The organism is Williamsia sp. DF01-3, from assembly GCF_023051145.1.
GTDB lineage: Bacteria > Actinomycetota > Actinomycetes > Mycobacteriales > Mycobacteriaceae > Williamsia.
The window spans coordinates 5,033,032-5,053,926 of sequence record NZ_JALKFS010000005.1; the positions used below are offsets into that span (position 1 = coordinate 5,033,032).

20 protein-coding genes are annotated in these 20,895 nt (G+C 65.7%); 3 read left to right on the forward strand and 17 right to left on the reverse strand.

Annotation, left to right across the window (positions count from 1 at the left end):
- Positions 1-40 precede the first annotated feature (40 nt).
- The 9 genes from panD to MVA47_RS25550 form a co-directional block, all read right to left on the reverse strand.
- The gene (panD, locus tag MVA47_RS25510) at positions 41-448 is read right to left on the reverse strand and encodes an aspartate 1-decarboxylase (RefSeq protein ID WP_023960166.1); all 408 of its coding nucleotides are present in this window, start codon (positions 446-448) and stop codon (positions 41-43) included.
- Positions 449-484: 36 nt separating this feature from the next.
- Positions 485-760, reverse strand: coding sequence for an MbtH family protein (locus tag MVA47_RS25515; protein ID WP_247210372.1), 276 nt, complete (start codon positions 758-760; stop codon positions 485-487).
- A complete protein-coding gene (locus tag MVA47_RS25520; protein WP_247210373.1) occupies positions 741-2,084 on the reverse strand; it encodes a lysine N(6)-hydroxylase/L-ornithine N(5)-oxygenase family protein in 1,344 nt (447 codons plus the stop codon). The genes MVA47_RS25515 and MVA47_RS25520 overlap by 20 nt, the downstream gene beginning before the upstream one ends.
- 114 nt (positions 2,085-2,198) lie before the next feature.
- Positions 2,199-3,824, reverse strand: coding sequence for a (2,3-dihydroxybenzoyl)adenylate synthase (locus MVA47_RS25525; RefSeq protein ID WP_247210374.1), 1,626 nt, complete (start codon positions 3,822-3,824; stop codon positions 2,199-2,201).
- On the reverse strand, positions 3,821-4,693 hold the full coding sequence (locus tag MVA47_RS25530; RefSeq protein ID WP_247210375.1) for a sugar phosphate isomerase/epimerase: 873 nt from the start codon (positions 4,691-4,693) through the stop codon (positions 3,821-3,823). Before MVA47_RS25530 ends, MVA47_RS25525 begins: the two co-directional genes overlap by 4 nt.
- Positions 4,694-4,701: 8 nt before the next feature.
- Positions 4,702-5,007 carry a phosphopantetheine-binding protein gene (locus MVA47_RS25535; protein ID WP_247210376.1) on the reverse strand — a complete coding sequence of 102 codons (306 nt, stop codon included), beginning with the start codon at positions 5,005-5,007 and terminating at the stop codon, positions 4,702-4,704.
- Between the two features lie 187 nt (positions 5,008-5,194).
- The gene (locus MVA47_RS25540) at positions 5,195-7,009 is read right to left on the reverse strand and encodes an ABC transporter ATP-binding protein (RefSeq protein ID WP_247210377.1); all 1,815 of its coding nucleotides are present in this window, start codon (positions 7,007-7,009) and stop codon (positions 5,195-5,197) included.
- Complete coding sequence (locus MVA47_RS25545) at positions 7,006-8,805, reverse strand: ABC transporter ATP-binding protein (RefSeq protein WP_247210378.1); 1,800 nt, start codon at positions 8,803-8,805, stop codon at positions 7,006-7,008. The genes MVA47_RS25540 and MVA47_RS25545 overlap by 4 nt, the downstream gene beginning before the upstream one ends.
- Positions 8,806-8,887: 82 nt before the next feature.
- Positions 8,888-9,868 (reverse strand): histidine kinase dimerization/phospho-acceptor domain-containing protein, encoded by a 981-nt coding sequence (locus tag MVA47_RS25550; RefSeq protein WP_247210379.1) that lies wholly within the window; start codon positions 9,866-9,868, stop codon positions 8,888-8,890.
- Positions 9,869-10,010: 142 nt separating this feature from the next.
- Here MVA47_RS25550 and MVA47_RS25555 point away from each other — a divergent pair, with 142 nt between their 5' ends.
- On the forward strand, positions 10,011-10,715 hold the full coding sequence (locus MVA47_RS25555; RefSeq protein WP_247210380.1) for an SDR family oxidoreductase: 705 nt from the start codon (positions 10,011-10,013) through the stop codon (positions 10,713-10,715).
- Here the strand turns inward: MVA47_RS25555 and MVA47_RS25560 are convergent.
- The gene (locus MVA47_RS25560; protein WP_247210381.1) at positions 10,712-11,512 is read right to left on the reverse strand and encodes a HugZ family protein; all 801 of its coding nucleotides are present in this window, start codon (positions 11,510-11,512) and stop codon (positions 10,712-10,714) included. The two genes, MVA47_RS25555 and MVA47_RS25560, sit on opposite strands and share 4 nt — an antisense overlap.
- A 133-nt stretch (positions 11,513-11,645) precedes the next feature.
- Here MVA47_RS25560 and ligD point away from each other — a divergent pair, with 133 nt between their 5' ends.
- A complete protein-coding gene (gene ligD, locus MVA47_RS25565; RefSeq protein WP_247210382.1) occupies positions 11,646-12,605 on the forward strand; it encodes a non-homologous end-joining DNA ligase in 960 nt (319 codons plus the stop codon).
- Between the two features lie 14 nt (positions 12,606-12,619).
- Here ligD and ykgO read toward each other — a convergent pair whose 3' ends face one another.
- The 3 genes from ykgO to MVA47_RS25580 form a co-directional block, all read right to left on the reverse strand.
- Positions 12,620-12,742 (reverse strand): type B 50S ribosomal protein L36, encoded by a 123-nt coding sequence (ykgO, locus tag MVA47_RS25570; RefSeq protein WP_023960188.1) that lies wholly within the window; start codon positions 12,740-12,742, stop codon positions 12,620-12,622.
- A gap of 136 nt (positions 12,743-12,878) precedes the next feature.
- On the reverse strand, positions 12,879-15,116 hold the full coding sequence (locus MVA47_RS25575; protein ID WP_247210383.1) for a cation-translocating P-type ATPase: 2,238 nt from the start codon (positions 15,114-15,116) through the stop codon (positions 12,879-12,881).
- Positions 15,116-15,397 (reverse strand): DUF1490 family protein, encoded by a 282-nt coding sequence (locus tag MVA47_RS25580; protein WP_247210384.1) that lies wholly within the window; start codon positions 15,395-15,397, stop codon positions 15,116-15,118. The genes MVA47_RS25575 and MVA47_RS25580 overlap by 1 nt, the downstream gene beginning before the upstream one ends.
- A 152-nt stretch (positions 15,398-15,549) precedes the next feature.
- Between MVA47_RS25580 and MVA47_RS25585 the strand changes: the two genes are divergently transcribed.
- Entirely contained in the window at positions 15,550-16,326 is a 777-nt protein-coding gene (locus MVA47_RS25585; protein ID WP_247210385.1) for a SagB family peptide dehydrogenase, read from the forward strand.
- Here the strand turns inward: MVA47_RS25585 and MVA47_RS25590 are convergent.
- Genes MVA47_RS25590 through MVA47_RS25605 form a run of 4 tightly spaced genes read right to left on the reverse strand, consistent with a single transcriptional unit; the run spans position 16,240 to position 20,889 of the window.
- Complete coding sequence (locus tag MVA47_RS25590; RefSeq protein WP_247210386.1) at positions 16,240-17,466, reverse strand: MFS transporter; 1,227 nt, start codon at positions 17,464-17,466, stop codon at positions 16,240-16,242. The genes MVA47_RS25585 and MVA47_RS25590 overlap by 87 nt on opposite strands.
- A complete protein-coding gene (locus tag MVA47_RS25595; RefSeq protein ID WP_247210387.1) occupies positions 17,463-18,845 on the reverse strand; it encodes a YcaO-like family protein in 1,383 nt (460 codons plus the stop codon). The genes MVA47_RS25590 and MVA47_RS25595 overlap by 4 nt, the downstream gene beginning before the upstream one ends.
- Positions 18,842-20,179 carry a CocE/NonD family hydrolase gene (locus MVA47_RS25600; protein WP_247210388.1) on the reverse strand — a complete coding sequence of 446 codons (1,338 nt, stop codon included), beginning with the start codon at positions 20,177-20,179 and terminating at the stop codon, positions 18,842-18,844. Before MVA47_RS25600 ends, MVA47_RS25595 begins: the two co-directional genes overlap by 4 nt.
- Positions 20,176-20,889, reverse strand: coding sequence for a hypothetical protein (locus tag MVA47_RS25605; RefSeq protein WP_247210389.1), 714 nt, complete (start codon positions 20,887-20,889; stop codon positions 20,176-20,178). The genes MVA47_RS25600 and MVA47_RS25605 overlap by 4 nt, the downstream gene beginning before the upstream one ends.
- Between the last annotated feature and the right edge of the window lie 6 nt (positions 20,890-20,895).

Below are 20,895 nucleotides of genomic sequence, written 5' to 3' on the forward strand. Positions count from 1 at the left end.
TCCCTTGCGCTCGCCGATGCGAGACGGTCGTCGATCGTGTCTAACGGCTCGACAGCTGATCGGTCGCGCCCGGAACCGGTTGCGCCGGATCATTTCCCAGCGCCACGATCGCGTTGTCCGAGTCGACGTGGACGACCTTGGGTTCGTGCACGATGACCTCGGCCTCGTCGAGTTGCAGGAACGACATGATGATCACCAGGTCACCCGGGTTCACCAGATGAGCCGCTGCCCCGTTGATGCAGATGACCCCTGAACCGGCGGCGCCGGTGATCACGTAGGTCTCCAGTCTCGCGCCGTTCGTGACGTCGACGACCTGAACCTTTTCGCCTTCCACGAGATCGGCGGCCTTCATCAACGTCTCGTCGACCGTGATGGAGCCGACGTAATGCAGGTCGGCCTGAGTGACTGTGGCGCGGTGGATCTTACCGTTCACCAGAGTGCGGAGCATGTTTCTGTCCTCGGTTCGTCAGATGCTGTGAGTTGTTCAGGGAGAAACGCTGTGGCGTGCCCGCGAATCCGTGGCATCCGAATTCGTGGCGTCCGCGTCCATGGCGTCACGCAGGCTCTTCGGCCGTATGTCCGTCCAATGCTCGTCGACGTAGTCGAGGCACTCCTGCCGGCCGGCGTGACCGTTCGCTCCGTGGACGATCCGCCAGCCCTGCGGTACCTCCGCGAACGTCGGCCACAGGGAGTACTGTTCTTCATCGTTCACGAGCACATAGAACGTGCCCTCGTCATCATCAAAGGGGTTGGTAGACAAAGTCGCCTTCTCTCTGCTCGCTCGATTCAGAAGTGATGTGGACGGTGGCCTCCGCCTCGGTTCGCCTGACCGAGGCGACGATCGAGTCCACCAGCTCCCCCGAACGCACTGCCAGGTTCGACAGCAGGGTCGACGTGAGGCCGTGGGTGTGCTCGGTGTTGCCTTGCAGGTAGATCCCGCCCTTGATGCGCCCGCTGGTGGTCACCCGGTATTGACGGTCGACGACGGGGCGACCCTTGTCGTCCACATCGCAGGCCGCTGCCAGCGGGCCGAGCAGCTCGGCGAGACTGACCGGTTCGAAACCCGTCGCGAAGATGACTGCGTCGCAGCTGAACTCGTCGACGCCCTGCGACGGTCGATGGCGGATCTGCACGGCGACTCCGTCATCCGTCTCGACCAGCGAGCTGACCTCCGACGCACCACGTACGAACAACCTCCGGCGCCCCGACACCCGCTCCCCGTACTCGCGGCGGTACAGCTCCTCGATCAACGGTGGATCCACTGCCGAATAGTTGGTTCCACGGTGATAGCTGAGCAGTTGCGCGCGGAGTTCGTCGGACGACTGATGGAAGTCGACAACAGCGTCCGGATCGAAGATCCGGTTGGCGTAGGGACTGTCGTCGGCAGGTGTGTACCCGTATTTGCCGAAGACCGCGTGGATCTCGGATTCCGGATACGTCTCGTGGAGATAGGCGGCCACCTCTGCAGCACTCTGTCCGGCACCCACCACGATCAGTCTCTGGTGGCGCATGCGCGGCAGTTCCCGGAGGTGCTCGAGCAAGCGGTGGTTGTGGAACACACGCGCGCTCTGCGTGACACCCGCGGGCACCTTGGAACGCAGGCCGCCGGCGAGAACCACGTTGTGCCCGCGCACCGGAACCGAACCCGGCACCTGGACCTCGAACACGTCGCCGGTCCAGTTCACCGAGCTGACCTCCGTCCCGTAGGCGATGGGCAGCGACACCTTGGCGGCCGCCCACTCGAGGTAGTCGTGGAACTCGAGCCGGGTGGGAAAGAAGCTCTGCTGGTTGATGAAGTCCGTCAGCCTGCCACGCTCGGACAGGTACTTCAGGAATGAGTAGGGACTACAGACATCCCGTTGGGTGGCAAGGTCTTTGAGGAACGAGATCTGCATCGTGGTACCGGGGATCAACATGCCCCGGTGCCAGCCGAACCGCTGCTGTTTCTCCACGAACTTCGCCGTCAGGCAATCTGCCGGACGGGCCCGGTCGTTGTACTCCTCGATCGCGATCGCCAGCGCGAGGTTCGCCGGCCCGAAGCCGACGCCCACCACATCGAACGGAGCACTCTCATCGGTGGTCATGAAGCGACTCCTCCTGCCGGGCTCCCAGCGGAACCGACAACTCGAACGATCATTGGGAACACGACCTCACATCTCACTTCGGTAAGTATAGGCTAACTTAAGTAGAAGGTGAAGTCAGCGTGCGCGTTGGTGGCGTTTGCTGACCTTGCCCACCGCGGTTCGTTCGAACTCGTCGACCAGTTCCACGACGTCCGGGATCTTGTACGCGGCAAGACCTTTGTCGGTGAGGAATCTCCTGATGGCCGGGAGCGACAGCGTCGACCTGTCACTTCCCTCCCGGGGGATGACAAACGCTTTGGTGCGCTCCCCCAGCAGCTCGTCGGGCACTCCGACCACCGACACATCGTGAACAGATTCCGATGTCAGGAGGACGTTTTCGACCTCCTCGGGTGCGATCTTCTCTCCGCCCCGGTTGATCTGGTCCTTGGACCGCCCCACCACCGTGAGGTAGCCGCGCTCGTCCGCGCGGACTATGTCGCCCGTTCGATAGAACCCGTCGGCGGTGAAGTTGGCGGCGTTGTGCTCGGGCGCGCGGTAGTAACCGCGGATGGTCGACGGTCCGCGCGTCAGCAGATGGCCGGAGGTGCCCAGGGGCACCTCATGTCCCTCATCGTCCACCACCAGCACCTCATCGGCCTCCAGCGTCGGGCGGCCTTGCCGGGTGGTGATCGTCTCTTCGTCCTCATCGAGCCCGGTGAATGTGGTGAGCCCTTCGGCCATCCCGAAGCTCTGCTGCACGGTCGCACCGAGCTCCGAACGCACCCGGCGTGCGGCCTCCGCACTGAACTTGGCCCCACCCACCCGTAGGACCTTCAGAGTGCGCAGGTCATACCGGTGTTTGAGCGACGAATTGAGCCACACGAGCGCGAGCGGTGGGACCACCGACACGTCGGTCACCCCGTGTTGCTCGATCAGAGGGAACGTGACGTCGGGACTTCCGTTCGGGGCGGGCACCACGGTGCCGCCCTTGTAGAGCACTCCGAGAAACCCCGGCGAACGCATCGCAAAGCTGTGGCACATCGGCAGGACCACCAGTTGGACGGTGCCATCGGTGATCCCGCCGATGTCTGCACTGGCCCGGACGGAAGCCAGGTAGTCCTCGTGGGTATGGGGAATCACCTTGGGCTGACCGGTGGTACCGCCCGACAACTGCAAGAAGGCGACGTCCGACGGCAGGGATCTGCGTCGGTGTGTCGACAGGCCGCGTGAGAGCAATTGATCCGCATCGTCACCCGCGCCATCCTCTGACAAGACAACGGTGTGGAGCCGGCCCGCCGACGACTGTCTCAGCTCCCTCGCCAGTGACCCGAAATCGTTGCCGGCGTGGGAGTCGACGGTGACATAGGCGACCGCCTCGGTGAACCCCACGAAGTACTCGATCTCATGCCTGCGCAGCGCGGCAAGCGCAAGGACGGGAACCGCCCCCAGCTCGAACAGCGAGAACAGGATCGGCAGGTAGTCGGGCACGTTCGGCAGGTGCACCACCACACGGTCGCCACGACCGACACCGAGAGCTTCGAAACCCGCCGCGAACGCCAGCGTCCGCTCCCCGAGCGCGCGATAGGTCATCCGGGTGTCTCCGGCGATGATCGCGATCTGATCGGGCGACCGTTCGATCGTCTCGAACAACATCTCGGACAGCGTCTGGTCGGTCCAGTAACCCTCGTCGCGGTACCGGGCGGCAAAGTCGGCAGGATATGGGACAACCCCGTCTAGTTCCAACGGTCGCAGCCCGCTCACAGCGAACCCACCTGCGCCGAAAGGCGTTGCACGCCAGCGTCTGTCCACGTGGAGGACGGGGTGTTCGCCTTTGTCCCCAGCTCATCGATGAACTCGCCGAGCGCCTTCGCGCCGGCCCTGGCCAGCTCGTGCGTATCGCGTTCGCGATAGCCAGGATTGAAGATCTCGAGCGAGACAGGCCCGTCATACCCCGATGACAGGACGGTGCCGATCGGGGCGAGGAGATCCATCTGCCCCTCGCCGGGAAAACAGCGATGTCCACGGCTCCAATGCATGAGGTCCATGGAAAGCAGAGGCGCATCGGCCAGTTGGAGAAATCCCACCGAGCCGGCTGGGAGTTCGGACAAGATGGTGATGTCCTCGCCCCGAGCGATCAGGTGAAACGTGTCGACCACCAGGGTCAGGTTCGGATGGTCGGCGCGCTGCAGCACTTCCCACGCATCTGCGACCCGGCTGATGTGGGTACCCCACGCCAGAGCTTCGAACATCACCGTCACGCCGTGCTCGGCGGCCACGTCGCCCAGCGCCGACAGCTGCGCCACCGACAGGTCACGACTGCTGTCGGCGTCATCATCGGTGTTGGAGACCACGAGTATGGAGTCGGCACCGATCTCCCGCATCACCTCCAGCTCGCGTCGAAAACGAGCTTGCACAGCACCGAATTCGTCGTGCGACACGCCTTCGGCTCGCCGGAACGGCTGATACAGGTCGATGGTCAATCCGAGGTCCGCACAGCGGCGAGCACATTCGCCCGGGGACATCGTCGACTCTCGAAGGTCGGCATCCAGCAGCTCGATACCGTCGAACCCGGCGGCGGCAATCGCATCGATCTTCTCCTCCAGGCCGCCACCGAGAGACACCGTTGCCATGCACATCTTCATGAGACACCGCCCTGGCCGGCGTCGTCAGCACTCGTCTCGGCTTCCGCCGGCACGAGATCCGACAGCAGGACCTCGATCCACGTGCCGACCACCGGATCGGAGGCGAGCACGGGAAAGTCGACGTGGGCCGAGCCCGCGCTGCGCCACTTCTCCACCAACGACATCAGCCGAATCGAATCAAGGCCGGCGTCAAGGAGATCCAGGTCGTGCGTGACCTCGGCGGGAGCCATGCCGAGAGCTCCCGCGATGTCGGCAACGATCTGCTCCTCCGACAAACTCGTGGACACATCTTGCTGACTCAACTGCAGCTCCTCACTCGCGATGTCGGGGCGAAACGCCACCGGGACAACGGCATTGCCGCCATGTCAGGCGCGAGAAGTCGCAATCGACTCCGACGATGGGGCGACACATCGTACCGCCGCGCTTACAACTAAGCCTATACTTATCTGGCGAGTTATGGAAGCGTGCGAAGTGTGAGGCGGGCCGAGCTCAGCTCTGCGCGCGGCCCCGAGACCAAGCCCTCCAGAGGTTGCCGTAACGGCCTCCGAGCGAGACGAGTTCGGCGTGTGTACCCACTTCGACGATCCGTCCGCGTTCCATGAAGACGATGCGGTCGGCGCGAGCCGCCTGGCTCAGGCGATGCGCCACAATGAGTGCCGAGCGTCCACGCAGGGCCGCTTCCGCCGAGGCCTCGAGGACACCCGCACCTGCGCTGCCGGCGTCGGCGGTCGCCTCGTCGAGTATCGCCATCTCGGGGTCGAGCAGAACGATCCGGGCCAGGGCGAGTTGTTGCGACTGCATCGGTGTGAGGTGGTGCCCTTGCTCGCCGACAACCGTCTCGATGCCATCGGGCAGCGCACGTACCCACGGACCTGCATCGACGAGATCCAGCGCGGCCCAGAGCTGATCATCGTCGGCCTCCGGCGCGGCGATTCGAAGGTCCGAGGCCAGCGTTCCGCTGAAGACGTGCACCTCCTGGGTGACCAGCGCTGTCGAACGCGCCAGTTCGGTGCGGTCGATGGACGTGATGTCCCTGCCACCCAACAGCACACGTCCCTCGGACGGCATGTGGATACCGGCGACGATGGTGGCCAGTGTTGTCTTCCCGGCGCCCGATGATCCCACCACGGCGATGTGTTCTCCCGCCGCGATCGACAGCGAGATGTCGTGCAGCACCTCGTGCTCCGGCGAATACGAATAGCTGACGTTGCGGATCTCGACCAGTGGCGCCCCCGGCGCAGGCCGGGCCGGCTTGGTGTCGACGGCCGTCGTGGTGGTCGCCGCGCGGTCCGCCTCCTCGATCACGCCCACGATGCGACCGAGAGCGGCTGCGCCGGACTGCAGGTCGTTCACCAGCAACATGACCCGTCCGATCGGGTCGAACAACAACAGGAAATAGAGCATGGCTGCGGTCACTGCGCCGACGGTGAGCGAGTCCGACCCGACCAGCACGAACCCGATGATCAAAATGGTTGTCATGCCGACGAACTCGCCCAGGTTGATGCGGGCGCCGAGTCGGTTCTGCAGCACGATCGCACGCATGAACCAGCGGACCACCGACCAGGAATGACGCTCGATCCGGCCGTTCAGCGACTGCGACAACTCGAATGCGTGCACGGTGTCCAACCCGCGGATCGAGCCGAGTACGTGATGGGCCCGCTCGGCGGTGGCAGCCCGTTCCGCGGCAAACATCGCGGGTGCCTTCTTCAGGAACATCCGCACACCGTTCACATAGACCGGCATGACCACCACGAGAACCAACAGGAAACGCCAATCCAGCAGCGCCAAGCCGACAAACGTCACGGCGATGGTGAAAGTGGCTGCGAGAAGGGCGGGTACCACCGATCCGATGGCCTGGCTCACGGTGCTGACATCGTCGGTGGCCCTCGACACCAGGTCACCACTGCCGGCGGCCTCCACGCGCGCAAGCGGCAGCCGCAGCGAGGCGGCCAGCATGGTCTCTCGCAGATGCGCCAGAATCGTCTCGAAGATCTTCGCGGACAATCGGACTCCGAGTCCGGCGAGCACCGCGGCACCCACCGCCGAAGCGGCCATGACCCCGGCCAGGCGCCATATCTCGCCGGTGGCGCCACCTTCGTCGGCGATGTCGACGATCTCCCCGAGGGCTCTCGGCGTGACGAGCCCCAGTGCTGCTGCAGCCGTCATGATTCCGGCGAGCAGCACGAGGGGCCAGATCTGTTTACGCACCTCGACGCCCAGGTAGCCCATCGTGGTGCGAAAGTTCGCAATCGCGAGTTTCTCCGTCGAGACCTCTGGTGTGGCATCCCCGGTCTTGGCGCTCATCGGCCGGCCCCGGTCGATCCGGCGGGCAGCAGGCCCGCGCCGGCCAGATCGCCCTGGTAGACCAGTGACCCGCCGGAGATGATCACCACGTGTTCGGCCGCTTCGAGGAACGCCGGTGAGTTGGTGAACACCACCGTGCTCAGACCCTCACGGGTGAGGTGGAGCCGCCGCGCGACGGTGGCCTCGGTGACCGAATCCACTGCTGTGGTGGGGTCGTTGAGGATCAGTACCTTCGACTCTGCAGCCAGCGCGCGGGCAAGACCAACACGTTGGCGCTGCCCGCCCGAGAGCATGCGGCCGGCCTCGCCCACCGGTGTGTCGAGGCCCGCGGGCAACACCTCGACGACGTCGTCGCAGGCGGCCGCGAAGATCGCGCGGGTGACGCGGGAATCACGGTCAGCGGCATCGTCGTCCACACCGGCCTCGATGTTGTCGAGCACCGAACCCTCGAAGAGATCCGCAGAGTGCGGCACTGCTCGCACCAGCTGATGTACGACGTCGTGGCCGAGGTCGAACAGGTCCACATCACCGAGCCTCACGACGCCGGACTCGGGTGCCTTCTTGCGCGCGAGAACGGCGACGAGCGCTTCGGTTTCCTCGGGGGCGCAGACAATCGCGACCAATCCCGCCGGGGGCAGTTCGAGGGTCAATCCGGCGACCGGCCCGGCCGTCATGTCGTCGAAGGACAACGGACCTTCGGCGTTCCGGACGGACCCGGACTCGATCGCCGATTCGGCCTGCAACACCGACAGCACACGTTTGGCACAGGGAACCGCACTGTTCCAGAGAGCGCCGAAGTTGGTACCCAGTGCGTTCAGTGGCCCCATCACGAATTGGGTGAGTCCGACGACCGTGATCAATTCGCCGAAGCTGATCTGCCCTTCGACTGCCATCAGACCCGCCGCGATTCCCACTCCCACAACAAACAACGCGGAGACCATCTGCATCACGCCGATGTAGGTGCCCTGCGATCCGGCAGCGCGGATTGCACCGACGCGCGCCCGACTGCTGGCCATCCGGTATCGCCGGCCGGCCTCGGGTTCGGCACCCAGTCCCTTGACGATCCGCAATCCGGCGACCAGATCTGCGGCCGTGCCCGCTGCGTCGCCGGCGAGTTCTTGTTCGTGCTCGGTCCGCGCCCGCAGTGGTCCACCCGCCAGGTCGAGAATCCACAGGAGCGTCGGCGCCCCGAGAAGGATCGCCAGCCCGAGCGGCCACGAGATGAACAGCAGGACGGCGCCCGCCACGATGACCGCGGCGAGTTCCCCGACGGGGAAGACGGCGATGAACACGGCGCTCGACAGTCGCATCACGTCGGAGGTGGCGATGTTGAGGGAGACGCCCGGCAGTCGTGCCGGGCCGGCCATCCCCCGAGGGTCGAGAAGACGATCGGTGACCCGCATCCGGAACTGGTGCTCCACCAGACCGTGCGCGTACATCGTCAGACGCTCACCGAACCGCCAGGTGTGCGACAGCAGGAGGAAGACAGCGGCCAGTGCGACAACCCAGGCGATGAGCGACCCGACATCGCCGGTGGACACCGCGCGGTCGATCGCCATTCCCATGACCACCGGTACCAGCGCTTCCCCGACGAAGTGCCCGACCATCAGGATCATGCCCGGCAGCGTGTACTTTCCGGCTCCGAAGATGGTGCGGATGACCAAGGATTTCGGTGTGGTGTAGGCATCGACCCGGATCTGCTTGCTGCGCACCGGCTCTGCGGGCGGCACGAAGAACACCGGGAGCCGCGAGCCGGTGTCGATCGTGAGCCGATCGGACCGCCCAGAGTTCAACACATGATTAGGCTATCCTACCTTCGGGCGCCCGAGCGACTCCCCTGTCGAGAATGTTAGGTCGCCCTAAGTAGCCGCGAGCACCCTAGGAACGCCCCATCGTCGGCGGCCGTGCCACGTCCACCAGGTTGGCGACCAGCGCAGAGAACTCCTCGATCTGATCGATCACATCCGACCGCAGTTCCGCCATGTCTTCTTCGGACATCGCCGACGCACCGGGCTTGCTCGCGGCGATCAGCAACTCGAGGTTTGTCCGCAACGAGGTGAGCGGGGTCCGGAGCTCGTGGCCGGCGTCGGCGATCAGCTGCGACTGCCGATCACGCGAATCCGACAACGCGGCCAGCATCGTGTTGAACGTGGAGGCGAGCCCGGCCAGCTCATCGTTTCCGGCCACCTGGATCGGGCGGAGATCATCGGTTCGGGCGACCCGTTCAGATGCTCGTATCAATCGGTCGACCGGCCGAAGGCCTGCCTGTGCGACCGTTGTGCCCGCCACCCCGGCCAGGATGGCGCCGCACCCGCCGATGATGCCGAACACCCAGGCGAGCCGGGTCAGCACTGCATGCGTGGAGGTCAGGTCTTTGGAGAGGACCAGCGTGACCCCATCGGTGAGCCTCTGGGCAAGAACGCGATGACCGTCGACATTCGACAGCGACGATTCCCGCTTGCCCTCGATCACATCGCGTTGACCGGGCCCGATCGGAATGGGACCGGTGCGAACGGTCAGCCCGTTCTGCAGCACGAGTCCGAAGTAGATGCCGCTGTCGCCGTAGCGGATCGTCTGCGCGACCATCTCCAGTGATGCCTGGTCCTCGACCTCGATCCCCTGGTTCACCCAGGTCGTCACCGACAGAGCCCGCGACTTCAGGTTGTCGTCGACACGTTCGTTCAGCCCGTCGCTGACCACCAGGTAAGCGGCCAGGGCCATCACCGCGGCGGCCACCGCCACAACCGCCCCTGCCAGCACGGTTATCTGCCATCGCAACGAACGTCGCGGCGCACGCCCGGCGCCGCGACGACGCACGGCGGTTCGACGCGCGAGGCGACGCAACGGACTGACGATCACGATCCCAGTGTGGTCCACGAAGGTAAGAGGGGACTGAACCTTTCTCACACGAGGGTCCATCACTGCTTCGGCGGAATAAAACACATCACCCCTGGCTTTGGATTACCAAAGCCAGATCCCGACAGCAGAAAAGAGTACAAACATGTCCGTCGACTTCGAAGGTGCAGTGGTCCTGGTGACCGGAGCCAACGGCGGCCTGGGCCGCGAGTTCGTGGAGCAGGCACTCGACCGCGGAGCCGCGAAGGTCTATGCCTCTGCCCGCAGTCCGCGTGACTGGCCCGACAACCGCATCGTCCCCATCACACTCGACGTCACCGACGACCGCTCCATCCGAGCTGCCGCCGAACTCGCGAGCGACACCACGATCGTGATCAACAACGCCGGAATCCTGGGTGGCGACAACCTGAGCACCACATCGATCGAGACCATCCGCGCGACCTTTGAGGTCAACTTCTTCGGCGCCATCCAGGTGGTGCGAACATTCGCGCCGGTTCTGGCCGCGAACGGCGGAGGAGCATTCCTCGACGTGCACTCGGTACTGAGCTGGATCGGGCTCGCCGCGGACTACAGCGCGTCCAAGGCCGCGTTCTGGTCGGCGACCAACTCGTTCCGGATCGAACTCGCGGCGCAGGGAACGCACGTGATGGGGCTGCACCTCGGTTACACCGACACCCCGATGACCGCCGCGGTGGACGCGGAGAAGAACGATCCCGCCGACATCGTCCGGCTCGCCTACGACGGGCTCGCGGCCGGCGATTACGAGGTGATCGCCGACGAGATCAGCGCGAACGTCAAGGCCGGCCTGTCGGCCGGCATCGAGACGCTTTATCCGCAGCTCGCCAACTAGTGAGCAGCACGCGCGCGGCGTGCGAGTTCCACCGTGGCCGAACGTAATTCGTCGACCGAGTTGATCGGCGATGCGTACCCCGCGCGGGTGTAGGCCACGCCTCGCGGCGTGGTGACGCGTAGATCGAGTCCGTAGCGGTCGGCGCCGGTGCAGGTCACCTCGGTGGTGTCGGGGAAACCACCGAGTGTCTGGGCCATGGCGAGCAGGGAGTCGCGGTGGTCGTTGTTGAGGTGGTCGATCGCGCCGGCCGCGTGGGGGATCACCGGGTCGGGTGACGCTGCGGCATAGGCCTCGGCGGATGCCGAGTCCATACGGCCGTACCCGCCTACCCACCGCACGCGCTCGACGCGCAACACCCAGAGGGAGAAATCGCTGTAGTCGACGTAGTACTTCGCAGCGGGCACCCCGTCCAGGTGCGCCTGGCGGGCTGCCGCGTACTCGGCCTCGCTCGGCTTCTCCACATGACCGGCCAGCGTGATGCGGGCGCTGGCCAACGGGTCTGCCTCGGCGTTGGGCGTCACCACCGCGATGCTGGCCCGGGGATTGCCCGCGAGATTGCGTCCGTGTTCGGCCATGTGCGAGACACATAGAACCGGCGACCCGTCGAGCAGACCGTAGGTGATGAACGACGCCCACGGGTCGCCGTCTGCGGTGAGGCTGGCGAGTGTGCCGATGTTCGTCGACGCCACGAGCGTTCGTGCTTCCTCTGCCGCGGACGGCCGCGTGGTGTCGGCGATGTCCGCCAGCGGAGGTGGCACAGAGGGAGCGTCGCCGGGGTCACCGTGATCGAGAGCCATACGCCGAACGCTACTCGACCGAACCCTGACCGGGTCAACCCTTGATGACCTGCAGCGCTACGCGTTCATTTCCAGACCTCGACTCCGCTGGGTGGGTGGTGCCGTCCCTCGCCTCACGGCAGACTCGAACGGTATGACAGACGCACCGCTTCCGATGCTTGCCACCCTCGGCACACCACCCGCTGGTTCCGGCTGGGCATACGAGATGAAGTGGGACGGGCAGAGGGCAATCGCGGTTGTCGACTCGGCCTCGGTGAGCCTCGTCAGCCGCAATGGCAACAACGTCTCCGGCAGTTTTCCCGAACTCGTCGACGCACTGCCCGAAGCCCTGGCCGGCCACCCGGTTGTGCTCGACGGCGAGATCGTTGCGTTGGATGACACAGGCCGGCCTTCGTTCGCGCGCCTTCAGCAACGTATGCACGTACTCAAACCGAGCACACAGCTCCGCAAGGACGTGCCCACGACCTTCTACGTGTTCGACGTCCTCGAGCTCGACGGCGACGATGTAACACGCCTGCCCTACCTCACGCGGCGCCGACTACTTGACGACCTCGGGCTGGAATCGAAACGGGTTCGCGTTCCACCCATCTGGACCGAGGTCGACGGCGAGACGATGCTCGACATCGCCCGGCAGAACGGACTGGAGGGCGTGGTGGCCAAGAAGACCGATTCGGTGTACAGACCAGGCCGCAGGTCACCCGCCTGGATCAAGACCCCGCTGCGCAGCAACACCGAAGTGGTTGTCGGCGGGTGGGTTCCAGGGTCTGGCGCCGCTTCGGGTGGAATCGGCTCGCTGCTCCTGGGCGCTCACAACGCGGACGGCGAACTCGTCTACATCGGCCACGTGGGTACAGGATTCTCTTCTGCGATGCGCCGGGAACTACTCGAAATGCTCACCGAGATCGAGACATCGACTCCGCCGTTCGCTCAGACTCCCCCTCGGGCCATCGCAAAAGACGCTCACTGGGTGACGCCGAAGTACGTCGGAGATGTCGAGTACCGCGAATTCACCGGCAAACTCCGACATCCCAGCTGGAAAGGACTGCGCGACGACAAGTCGCCCGCCGACGTCGACTGGCCTGGCGACCACTGAACCCCCTACGTCGGCTACCCCTGCCGGGCCTTGAACCGCGGGTTCCCCTTGTTGATCACATAGATCTTGCCGCGGCGGCGCACGACCTGCGAGCCGGGCTGGTTCTTCAACGACTTGAGTGATGCACGAACCTTCACGATGCTCCAATGTCCAAGCGCGGCAGAGTGTCCTGCTGCGTGCCTTCATACGCGACCGGCTTTCGGCGCATTCAGGACACTACCGGCTCGACGAGCTAATGACAATCATTATCATTAGGTGAAGGGCCGTCGCGGATCAGCGTTTCCGCACCGGGCCAGGCTGATCGAGCTGGTAGCGGATCAGCCGCGAACTGTTGCCGACAACCGCCACCGAGGACGCGTTGTGCAGCACCGCTGCCAGCACCGGGGACAACGCGCCACCGGCACCCACGATCAGCCCGATTGCGTTGACAGCGATGGACATTGCGTAGTTCTGCCTGATCACGTCCAACGCGTGCCCGCCGAGGTCACGCAGGTCGAGGAGGCGGCCCAGTTCGTCGCCGGACAACGCGACGTCCGCGGTCTCGACGGCGACATCGGTTCCCGCCATACCCATCGCGATACCGATGTCGGCAGCCGCCAGCGCCGGCGCATCATTTGTGCCGTCCCCGACCATCGCAACGGTGTAACCCTGCTCCTGCAACGAACGGACAGCGGTCATCTTGTCCTCAGGCAGTACCTGGGCACGCCATTCGTCGATACCCAGCTCACTCGCGACGGCGGCCGCAGTCTGAGGATGGTCACCGGTGAGCATCACGATTCGCCGGACTCCCGAGTCGCGGAGTCGCGCAACCACTTCGACAGCTTCCGGCCGCACCTCGTCACGCAGGCTGACCAAACCGACCAGCACCCCGTCCACGGCGAGAAGCAGAGGTGTCTCGGCTTGCCGCTGGAGTCGGTCGATCCAGGCGAGCGCGTCGTCAGATAAGTCCACGTTCTCCGTTTCCAGCAATGGCTGGTTACCGAGCAACAGGGTGCGATCTCCCGCGAACGTACGCATGCCCATTCCCACGACCACCTCGCACTGCTCATGGGCGGGAATCTCGATGTGGCGTTCCTCGGTACTGCGGATCAGCGCCTCGGCAAGCGGGTGCCTGGAGTGGATCTCCGAGCTGGCCGCAAACGCCAGAACCTGCTCCGGCATCCAATCATCCTGGAAAGAAACGACATTGGTGACCACAGGCCGTCCGACCGTGAGCGTGCCGGTCTTGTCGAAGACGATGGCGTCCACCCGGCCTGCCTCTTCCAGGTGGGATCCGCCCTTGATGAGCATCCCGCGCCGAGCGCCGTTGCCGATCGCAGCGCTGATGGCGGTCGGGGTGGACAGACCGACCGCACACGGACAGGCGACCAGCAACATCGTCATGGCCCTGCGGACATCGCGTGTCAGAAGAAGTGTGACGCCGGCCAGGGCGAAGGAGGCGGGCACGAACCTACGTGAGAAGTTCTCGCCGACGGTCTGGATCTGGCCCCGATCCTCTTGAGCCTGTTCAACTCTCGCGATGATTCGGCCCAAGGCGGTCTCGTGGCCGACCGCAGCGGCGCGAACCACGACCCGCCCCCGCATCACCACCGACCCGGCGTAGACCCGATCTCCTGCGCTCAGGTTCACCGGAAGATTCTCGCCGGTGATGGCAGACTGGTCGATCACCGCTTCGCCGTCGCAGATGGTGCCGTCGACAGGAATCGCAACCTGTTCGTGGACCACCACTTCGTCGCCGATCTGCAGCGAGCCGATGTCCACCGAGACCTCGGTACCGTCGGAGATCCGAACCCAGGCGGTGTCCTGGCTACCGGCCAGCAGGGCCGAGATCGCCCTGCGGGTACGGCGGAGCGTGAGGTCTTGGAGGTACTCGCCGATGTTCAGGAGCCACAACACGGTCAGCGCGACAACGTTCTCACGCAACAACAGGCTGGCGACGGTGGCAGCGGATACCAACGCGTCGGTGCCCGCGGCCTTGCGCCCGCTGAGAGATCGCAGCGCGCCTTTCAGGAAGGGATACCCGGTGAAGATGGTGACACCGCCGGCCACCAGACGACTGGTGGGACCCAACATCGGCGGTCGCCGGAAGCCATATCGCCGGACACCCAGGAGAACCAGTGCTGCGCCGCCGACAGTCATCCGCAGGATGTCGCCGTTGTTCACCTCCGCCGAATGAGGGGTGCGTTCCACCGCGGCGGTCGCCGGCACCTGCGACCCCGACTCCAGCGCCTCGAACACGCCGGCGCGCGGGACCCGACCGGGTGCGTACCAGACCACAACACTCCCGGTGCGGGGGTAGGCATGCACCGCGCGAACTCCGGCAAGTGCACCGATCGCATCCTCGACGGCCACGGCTCTCGCCGCACTGCCCACGAGCCAGGGCACCGTCAGACGGATGCGGCCGGCGGCGTCGGAACGCACCACCACCCGGTCGGAGTGATCGGCCAAGGAGACAGGACTCAGTGTCGCGGCCGGATACCCGATGTCCGCGGTGTCAACAGCTGCGGTCATCAGTGGTCGTGGTCGTGCACCGGAGTGTGGACCGGCGGAGTCACCTGCTCGCCGATCTTCTCCTTCGCTTCTGCGATCACGTCCGCAGCCGCCAGACGTGCCGATTCGGCCTGCTCCTCGGCCTTACGTGCCCCTCGCAACGACCACGCCGTGGCGGTGACGGCTGCTTCCCGGAGCGGAGCGCGCTTCACCAGTTCCCTGGCCCCGTTGTACGCCGCGACACCAACCGCACCGGTCACCACCGTCGACGCCGCCTTCGCGAGCACTGCCCCTAGCACCATCTACTTCTCCTCTGTTCGCCGCGAGCGCGACCGTCGCCCCACACATGCATGTCCGACTATATGTGATCGGTGTGCCGATCACGCACCCTTCGGACGTCAAAGCCCGAGCATCACCGCGCGTATCGACAATGATTGTCATTAGAATACATGTCATGGATGGTCTGGTGGGTACGAGAGTCGAGCGCGCACGCGCAGTCCACAACGTCCTCACCGAGTCAGGCCCGCCGGTGTCGCCGATCCGGCTGTCTGACGACAACGGGGTGATCACGCTGAGCGAACCGTCCGACGCGCCATCGACTCCCATCGACCACGTCTTTCGCGACCGACGCTCGCGGTACAGCTACGGCCCGCTCGGCCAGCCAGACCTGTCGGCGTTGCTGCGGTGGGCGCTCGGTCCACAGCGCACCGTTCGGACCGGCGACGGCGAAGAGCGCGCCTTGACTTTCCACCCCAGCGCAGGGGGCCTGCCGTCGACCACCGCCTATGTGATTGTGCTGCAAGCGTTCGACGAGATCCCCGTGGGTGTGTACCAGTTCGACCGCGGCCACCACCGGTTGCTCCGGCGCAGGACAGGCGACGTCCGCGGCGCACTCGCAGAGGGTCTCGTGCAACCGCAGTTCGCCCGACGCGCTCCGGTTGTCGTCATTCTCGTCGGCGAACTCGAACTGACGATGGCGAAATACTCTGAGCGCCACTATCGGACCGTGCATGTCGATGCCGGCCTGGCTGCAGCACACCTGTACCTCATCGCCACCGCACTCGACCTCGCCTGCTGTGCGATCTCCGGGTTCTATGACAACCGGATCAGCGAGATGCTCTCGTTGCAGCGCAGCCAGGTCCCACTACTCGCCTTTGCCGTGGGCAGTCGCTGTGAGGTCGGCGAGCAGCGGCAGCCGGGCGACCCCCATCCGCCAGCCCACGAAGGCTGAACAGAGCAGCGCCACCGCGCCGGCGGACACCGCCACACCGACACCACAGACCTGCGCCACCGCCCCACCCGTGGCAGCGCCGAACGGTGTACCGCCCATGGCGATCATCCGCGCCGTCGTGTTCACCCGCGACTGCAACTCGTCGGGCGTGATCGATTGCCGCACAACGATTCCGTTGACGATGATCATCGTGTTGGCCGCCTGGTACACAACCAGGATCACCAGCGAGACGACAAACCAGGGCGTCTGAGCCCACAGCAGCATCGCCCCGGCGGACACGGCGATCCCGGCGAGGGTGATCTTCCCGGTGTCCACGACGCGCTGGATCTTTGCGCTGACGAGGCTGATGAGGAACGCCCCGAGCGCGGTGGCCGCATACAGCGCACCCAGCCGGGCATCACCGTCGCCCAAGCCCAGTCGCCGGACACCCACCACCACCATCAGTCCGACCACCACCCCGTTGGCGAGGCTCACACCGATTCCCACCAGAGTCAGTGCGCGCACCACCGGCTGCTGCCAGATGTATCGCAACCCCTCACCTATCTGGTCCGAGATACGCCGGCCCGGAACGGCCTCGACGGCGTTCGGGGGAATCGCGATGGTGGCGGTGAGTGCCGCCGCCAATAGATAGCAGCACGCATCGATCGCGATCGCAGCGGCGGGGCTGAGCGCAGTGGCCGCCACACCACCCAGCAACGGTCCGGCAATCCCGATGACGGTACCTACGGACACCAATGTTCCTGTGGCGTCGGCTATCCGGTCCCGCCCGACCAGAGCGGGCACCACCCCGAACGACGCCGCATCGTAGAACACGAACACCGTCGACACGAGGAAGGCAACGGTGAGGGCGTGCACGATGAGGACGTCCCCAGCAACGTTCGCCAGCGGAATCGACGCCAGCGCAACCGCACTCAGCATCTGGGCGACAACCAGGATGGACTTGCGGTCGAATCGGTCCGCCACCGCCCCGGCGAAGAGCCCGAACAGCAGATAGGGCAGCGACTCGACGGCAAACGTCACACCGGACAGCAGTGCCGAGCCGCTCTGCTGGTAGACGAGAAGCGGCAGTGCCACCAGCGTGACGGCGTTGCCCGCCCAGCAGATCGCGCGCGCGACCACGAATGTGCGAAACGGGTTCATAAGCTCGGAGGGGCCACCAGCAGCAACGAGTTCGGGTCGTCCGGGTCGCAGCCCGTCGCCTCTGCGCGCGCCACCTCCCGCCACCGCGGCAGACCGAAGTAGGGGAACCCCGCCGGGGCGTTCGGGATCAGACCGACGGCGCACACCCGCGCCACCCGCAGCGGCGTCAGTGCGATGTCGGGTGTGGTGATGTCGCAGACAACGATCTGGTGGCCGGCCGCTCGCAGTCGGTGCTCGAGATCCGAGAGGTCGCCGGTGGGCAGTTCGTCGATACCCACAGTGGTGGCCGGTTCGGTGAAGCGCGGCAGCAACGCTTCCTGCGTCAGTGGATCCAGCCACACCTGTGCCTCCGCCCCGAGGTCGCGGACATGCTCACTCCGCACACCGGCGGCGTCGAGGTAACTGCGATCCGCCCGATGGTCCAGATACAACCCGCGGGACAGCACCCCGGCCTCCATCGAGCCGAACACCCACCCGTCGGGCTCGAGCAGGCCCCGCGTGAACACCCAGCTGTGAATGGCCTCGAGTACCGCCTTCCGGGCGGTCTCGGCCGGGTCGAGCTTGGCGGAGAAACCCCCGGCCACGATGCCCAGCTCCGGGTCGTGGATCACCGCAGCGACCACCGGGACACCGAAGTATGCGGGCAATTCGAGCAGGTGACAACGTAATCGGGTGTCACCGAGGTCGTCGGCCAGGCCTGGCACACTACCGATGTCGATACCGCGGGCGGGCAGGTTCAGATGCCACCACAACGACAGTGAGTCCCGTTCGACGAGTTCGAGCAACCCTCGGGCGGCGGCATCGTCCAGGCCCGCTCCGGTGGCGATGCCCGCGTAGTTCAGATGGTGCAGCCACGGGTCGCGCTTACGGGTACCGGTTCGCCAGTTGAGATAGACATACGACGCGGGTACCAGCGTCGGTTCTCCGTCATCACCGCGGCCCTCACACCAGGCGATCACGGTGTCATGGGTGAAGAGCTCGAACGGGAACCGCGGCGTCTCGAGTTGCCACTCAGCGAAGAAATTCAGTTCATCGGGCCCGAGATGGCGCACGCCCGCGCTGCGTAACTCCCGAGATGTCGTCCGAAGCAGGTCTTTCGGCACGTAGTTGCCGCAGTACCGCTCGACGGCCTCGCCGATCGCCGCGATACGGGCACCCGCCTCGTCGGCGAAGGTGGTTCCGAGGGAGACCAGGTCACTCGGCCAGTTCCCATGCGTTCTGGTGTCGGCGATCTCAGCGGTCAGTCCCACATACCGCTCGGGCATCGCGTCGAGCCGATCCACGGGGTGCAGGGCCCGGATGACGCCGGCGTACGGATCGATCAGGTCCTCGGCCGACAGGACGGTCGATGTGTTCGGTTCTGCCGCAGTCGGGTTCATGCCGGCATGTCCAACGTCACGGACTCCACCTCGCGTAGGACTGCACGCGTTTCGGTACCGGCGAGGTGGTCGCTGCGCGACTGGAGATCCCGCGCGTGGCGAGGGAAGGAATGCGCCGAGAGGATGAGGACCATCGATTCTCCTGTGTCGAGGTGGGCAGCCACCGGGGTGAGGTGGATCGTCGTGTGCGTGGACATACCGTGCGCCGTCTGTTCGAGTCGACCGTCGCGGCGCCGGGTGGCGAGCAGAGCGCCCCAGTGACCGGCACCGTGAGTCGAATGCACTCGCACAGTGGGTGTTCCGATGAGTGCGGCAGAGCGGCTAGGCAGGTCGAGAACAAGGCAATCCGGCCGCGCGGCCGCCTCGCTGACGTCTGCCCCGTGAGCCATCGAAGGGAAGGGATCGGTGGGGTCGGCGGGAAATCGCCCGCCTGGCAGAACAGTGGACTCCTCGGTGCTCGGCCACCGGGCCAGGTCCACCGTTCCTCCAGGTAGGCCGAGCACCTGCGCGCCGGTTGTGGGGGTGCCGGCACACACGTCATCAATCCACGACTCCATGCGGCGGGCTCGGTCGGAACCACGCAGGCTGTGGTCCCAGGGGCCCATGACCAGCGCCGCAGGGCCACCCCAGGACGTCCAGAGGTCGGCAGTGTCCTGCGCAAACCAATCCGCCATGCCACCGACGGCAAGCAACGGACAGCGCAGCCGCGAAACCTCGGCACCGCGTTCACGATCTCGACGCTCGGCTCGGATCACTCTCTCCCACGCCGAGATCGGCGGTGTGGCGCGGCGACCGATGTCGGCCACCGGCAGCGTGTCGAGCAGGTCGTCAGGGATTGCGGCGCCGGGCGATTCGGGTCCTTCTCCGTGTTCGAGCCACCAGCCCACCCGCGACTGCAGATAGAAGCAACCGTCGATGTTGCGTGCCGTCTCACCGAGACCGAGCGCGGGAACGGCCACCGACACCCCGCCGACGTCGACCCCCGCCTCTGCTGCGGCGATCGCCGTCTCCACCGCGCAGTGCGCGGAGTACGACGTGCCGTACAGGATCACCGGTGCGCCGGCCCAGGATCGGCTGGCAACCCACTGCAGGGTCGCGAGCCCATCGGCCCCCTCGTTCTCGAACGGCCGGAAGCGGCCGCGGGACCGGTGACGTCCCCGGACATCCTGGGTGACCACTGCGATTCCCCGACGGGCCCACGCGTGCGCTTCTGCCCGATGGGCTGCGGCATCGTAGGGCGTGCGGATGATGAGGACGGACCTCGGCGCGGTCTCCGGCAGGAAGACATTTGTGTGAAGTCCGTCGACCTGGGTATCGGTCAGCGAACAAGTCATTGCGGCACAGCGGGAATGGGCAACACAGGTCGCCGGACAATCCGCAGGGTGCGTAGGTCGACAGTGGTCAGCAGATGCTGTGAACGGCTCGTCGGCGACTCGGTGATCGACCGACCCTGTCGCTCGTCGATCTCGGTGACGATGAGGTCTGCGATCACATCAGCTGCCCGATCAGACACCGGATGCAGGGTCGACTCCAGCCGCAGCCCGCCGTCAACCGGTCGGTGATGCGACTGCATCCGGTCACGATGGATGGCGCAGGCACGACGCCGGCCGACCACGTCCGCGACAACGACCGCCTGCGGCGTGATCACCTGGATGATCCCGTCGCGATAGCTGGCCAGGTCCACGGCGCCGATCTCGGCCGGATCAACGGGATCGTCGCTGACGTGACAGACGACGCCAGCGCTCACGCTTTCACCGGACACGCGCGCTCCCAGCCTCTTCGAGGTCGCAGCCGCGATCTTGCCCTGCCCACGCACTGCCACGGTCGGCCCCGCGACCGTGGTGACCACGTGACCTGCGTCGACCAACGCACTCAGGGCGGCACGGACCCTGCCCGAGGCATGTGACGCATCGCCGGACAGCACCGACAGGAGCTCGTGCACCTCGTCACCATCCAGAGTGAGTTCGAAGTGCTCGTCGTCGGCGGTGCGCAGGACAAAGCCCTGATGTGCTTGGTATATGGCGGTATTCGGGGACAGCTGCACGGGTCT

Coding starts and splice junctions, on each gene's coding strand:
- MVA47_RS25520 (WP_247210373.1), bottom strand. CDS start 2,084: ATGACCACCGATGAGAGTGCTCCGTTCGATGTGGTGGGCGTCGGCTTC.
- MVA47_RS25595 (WP_247210387.1), bottom strand. CDS start 18,845: ATGAACCCGACTGCGGCAGAACCGAACACATCGACCGTCCTGTCGGCC.
- MVA47_RS25580 (WP_247210384.1), bottom strand. CDS start 15,397: ATGGTGCTAGGGGCAGTGCTCGCGAAGGCGGCGTCGACGGTGGTGACC.
- MVA47_RS25585 (WP_247210385.1), top strand. CDS start 15,550: ATGGATGGTCTGGTGGGTACGAGAGTCGAGCGCGCACGCGCAGTCCAC.
- panD (WP_023960166.1), bottom strand. CDS start 448: ATGCTCCGCACTCTGGTGAACGGTAAGATCCACCGCGCCACAGTCACT.
- MVA47_RS25575 (WP_247210383.1), bottom strand. CDS start 15,116: ATGACCGCAGCTGTTGACACCGCGGACATCGGGTATCCGGCCGCGACA.
- MVA47_RS25590 (WP_247210386.1), bottom strand. CDS start 17,466: ATGAACCCGTTTCGCACATTCGTGGTCGCGCGCGCGATCTGCTGGGCG.
- MVA47_RS25600 (WP_247210388.1), bottom strand. CDS start 20,179: ATGACTTGTTCGCTGACCGATACCCAGGTCGACGGACTTCACACAAAT.
- MVA47_RS25530 (WP_247210375.1), bottom strand. CDS start 4,693: ATGGCAACGGTGTCTCTCGGTGGCGGCCTGGAGGAGAAGATCGATGCG.
- MVA47_RS25560 (WP_247210381.1), bottom strand. CDS start 11,512: ATGGCTCTCGATCACGGTGACCCCGGCGACGCTCCCTCTGTGCCACCT.
- MVA47_RS25555 (WP_247210380.1), top strand. CDS start 10,011: ATGTCCGTCGACTTCGAAGGTGCAGTGGTCCTGGTGACCGGAGCCAAC.
- MVA47_RS25540 (WP_247210377.1), bottom strand. CDS start 7,009: ATGAGCGCCAAGACCGGGGATGCCACACCAGAGGTCTCGACGGAGAAA.
- ligD (WP_247210382.1), top strand. CDS start 11,646: ATGACAGACGCACCGCTTCCGATGCTTGCCACCCTCGGCACACCACCC.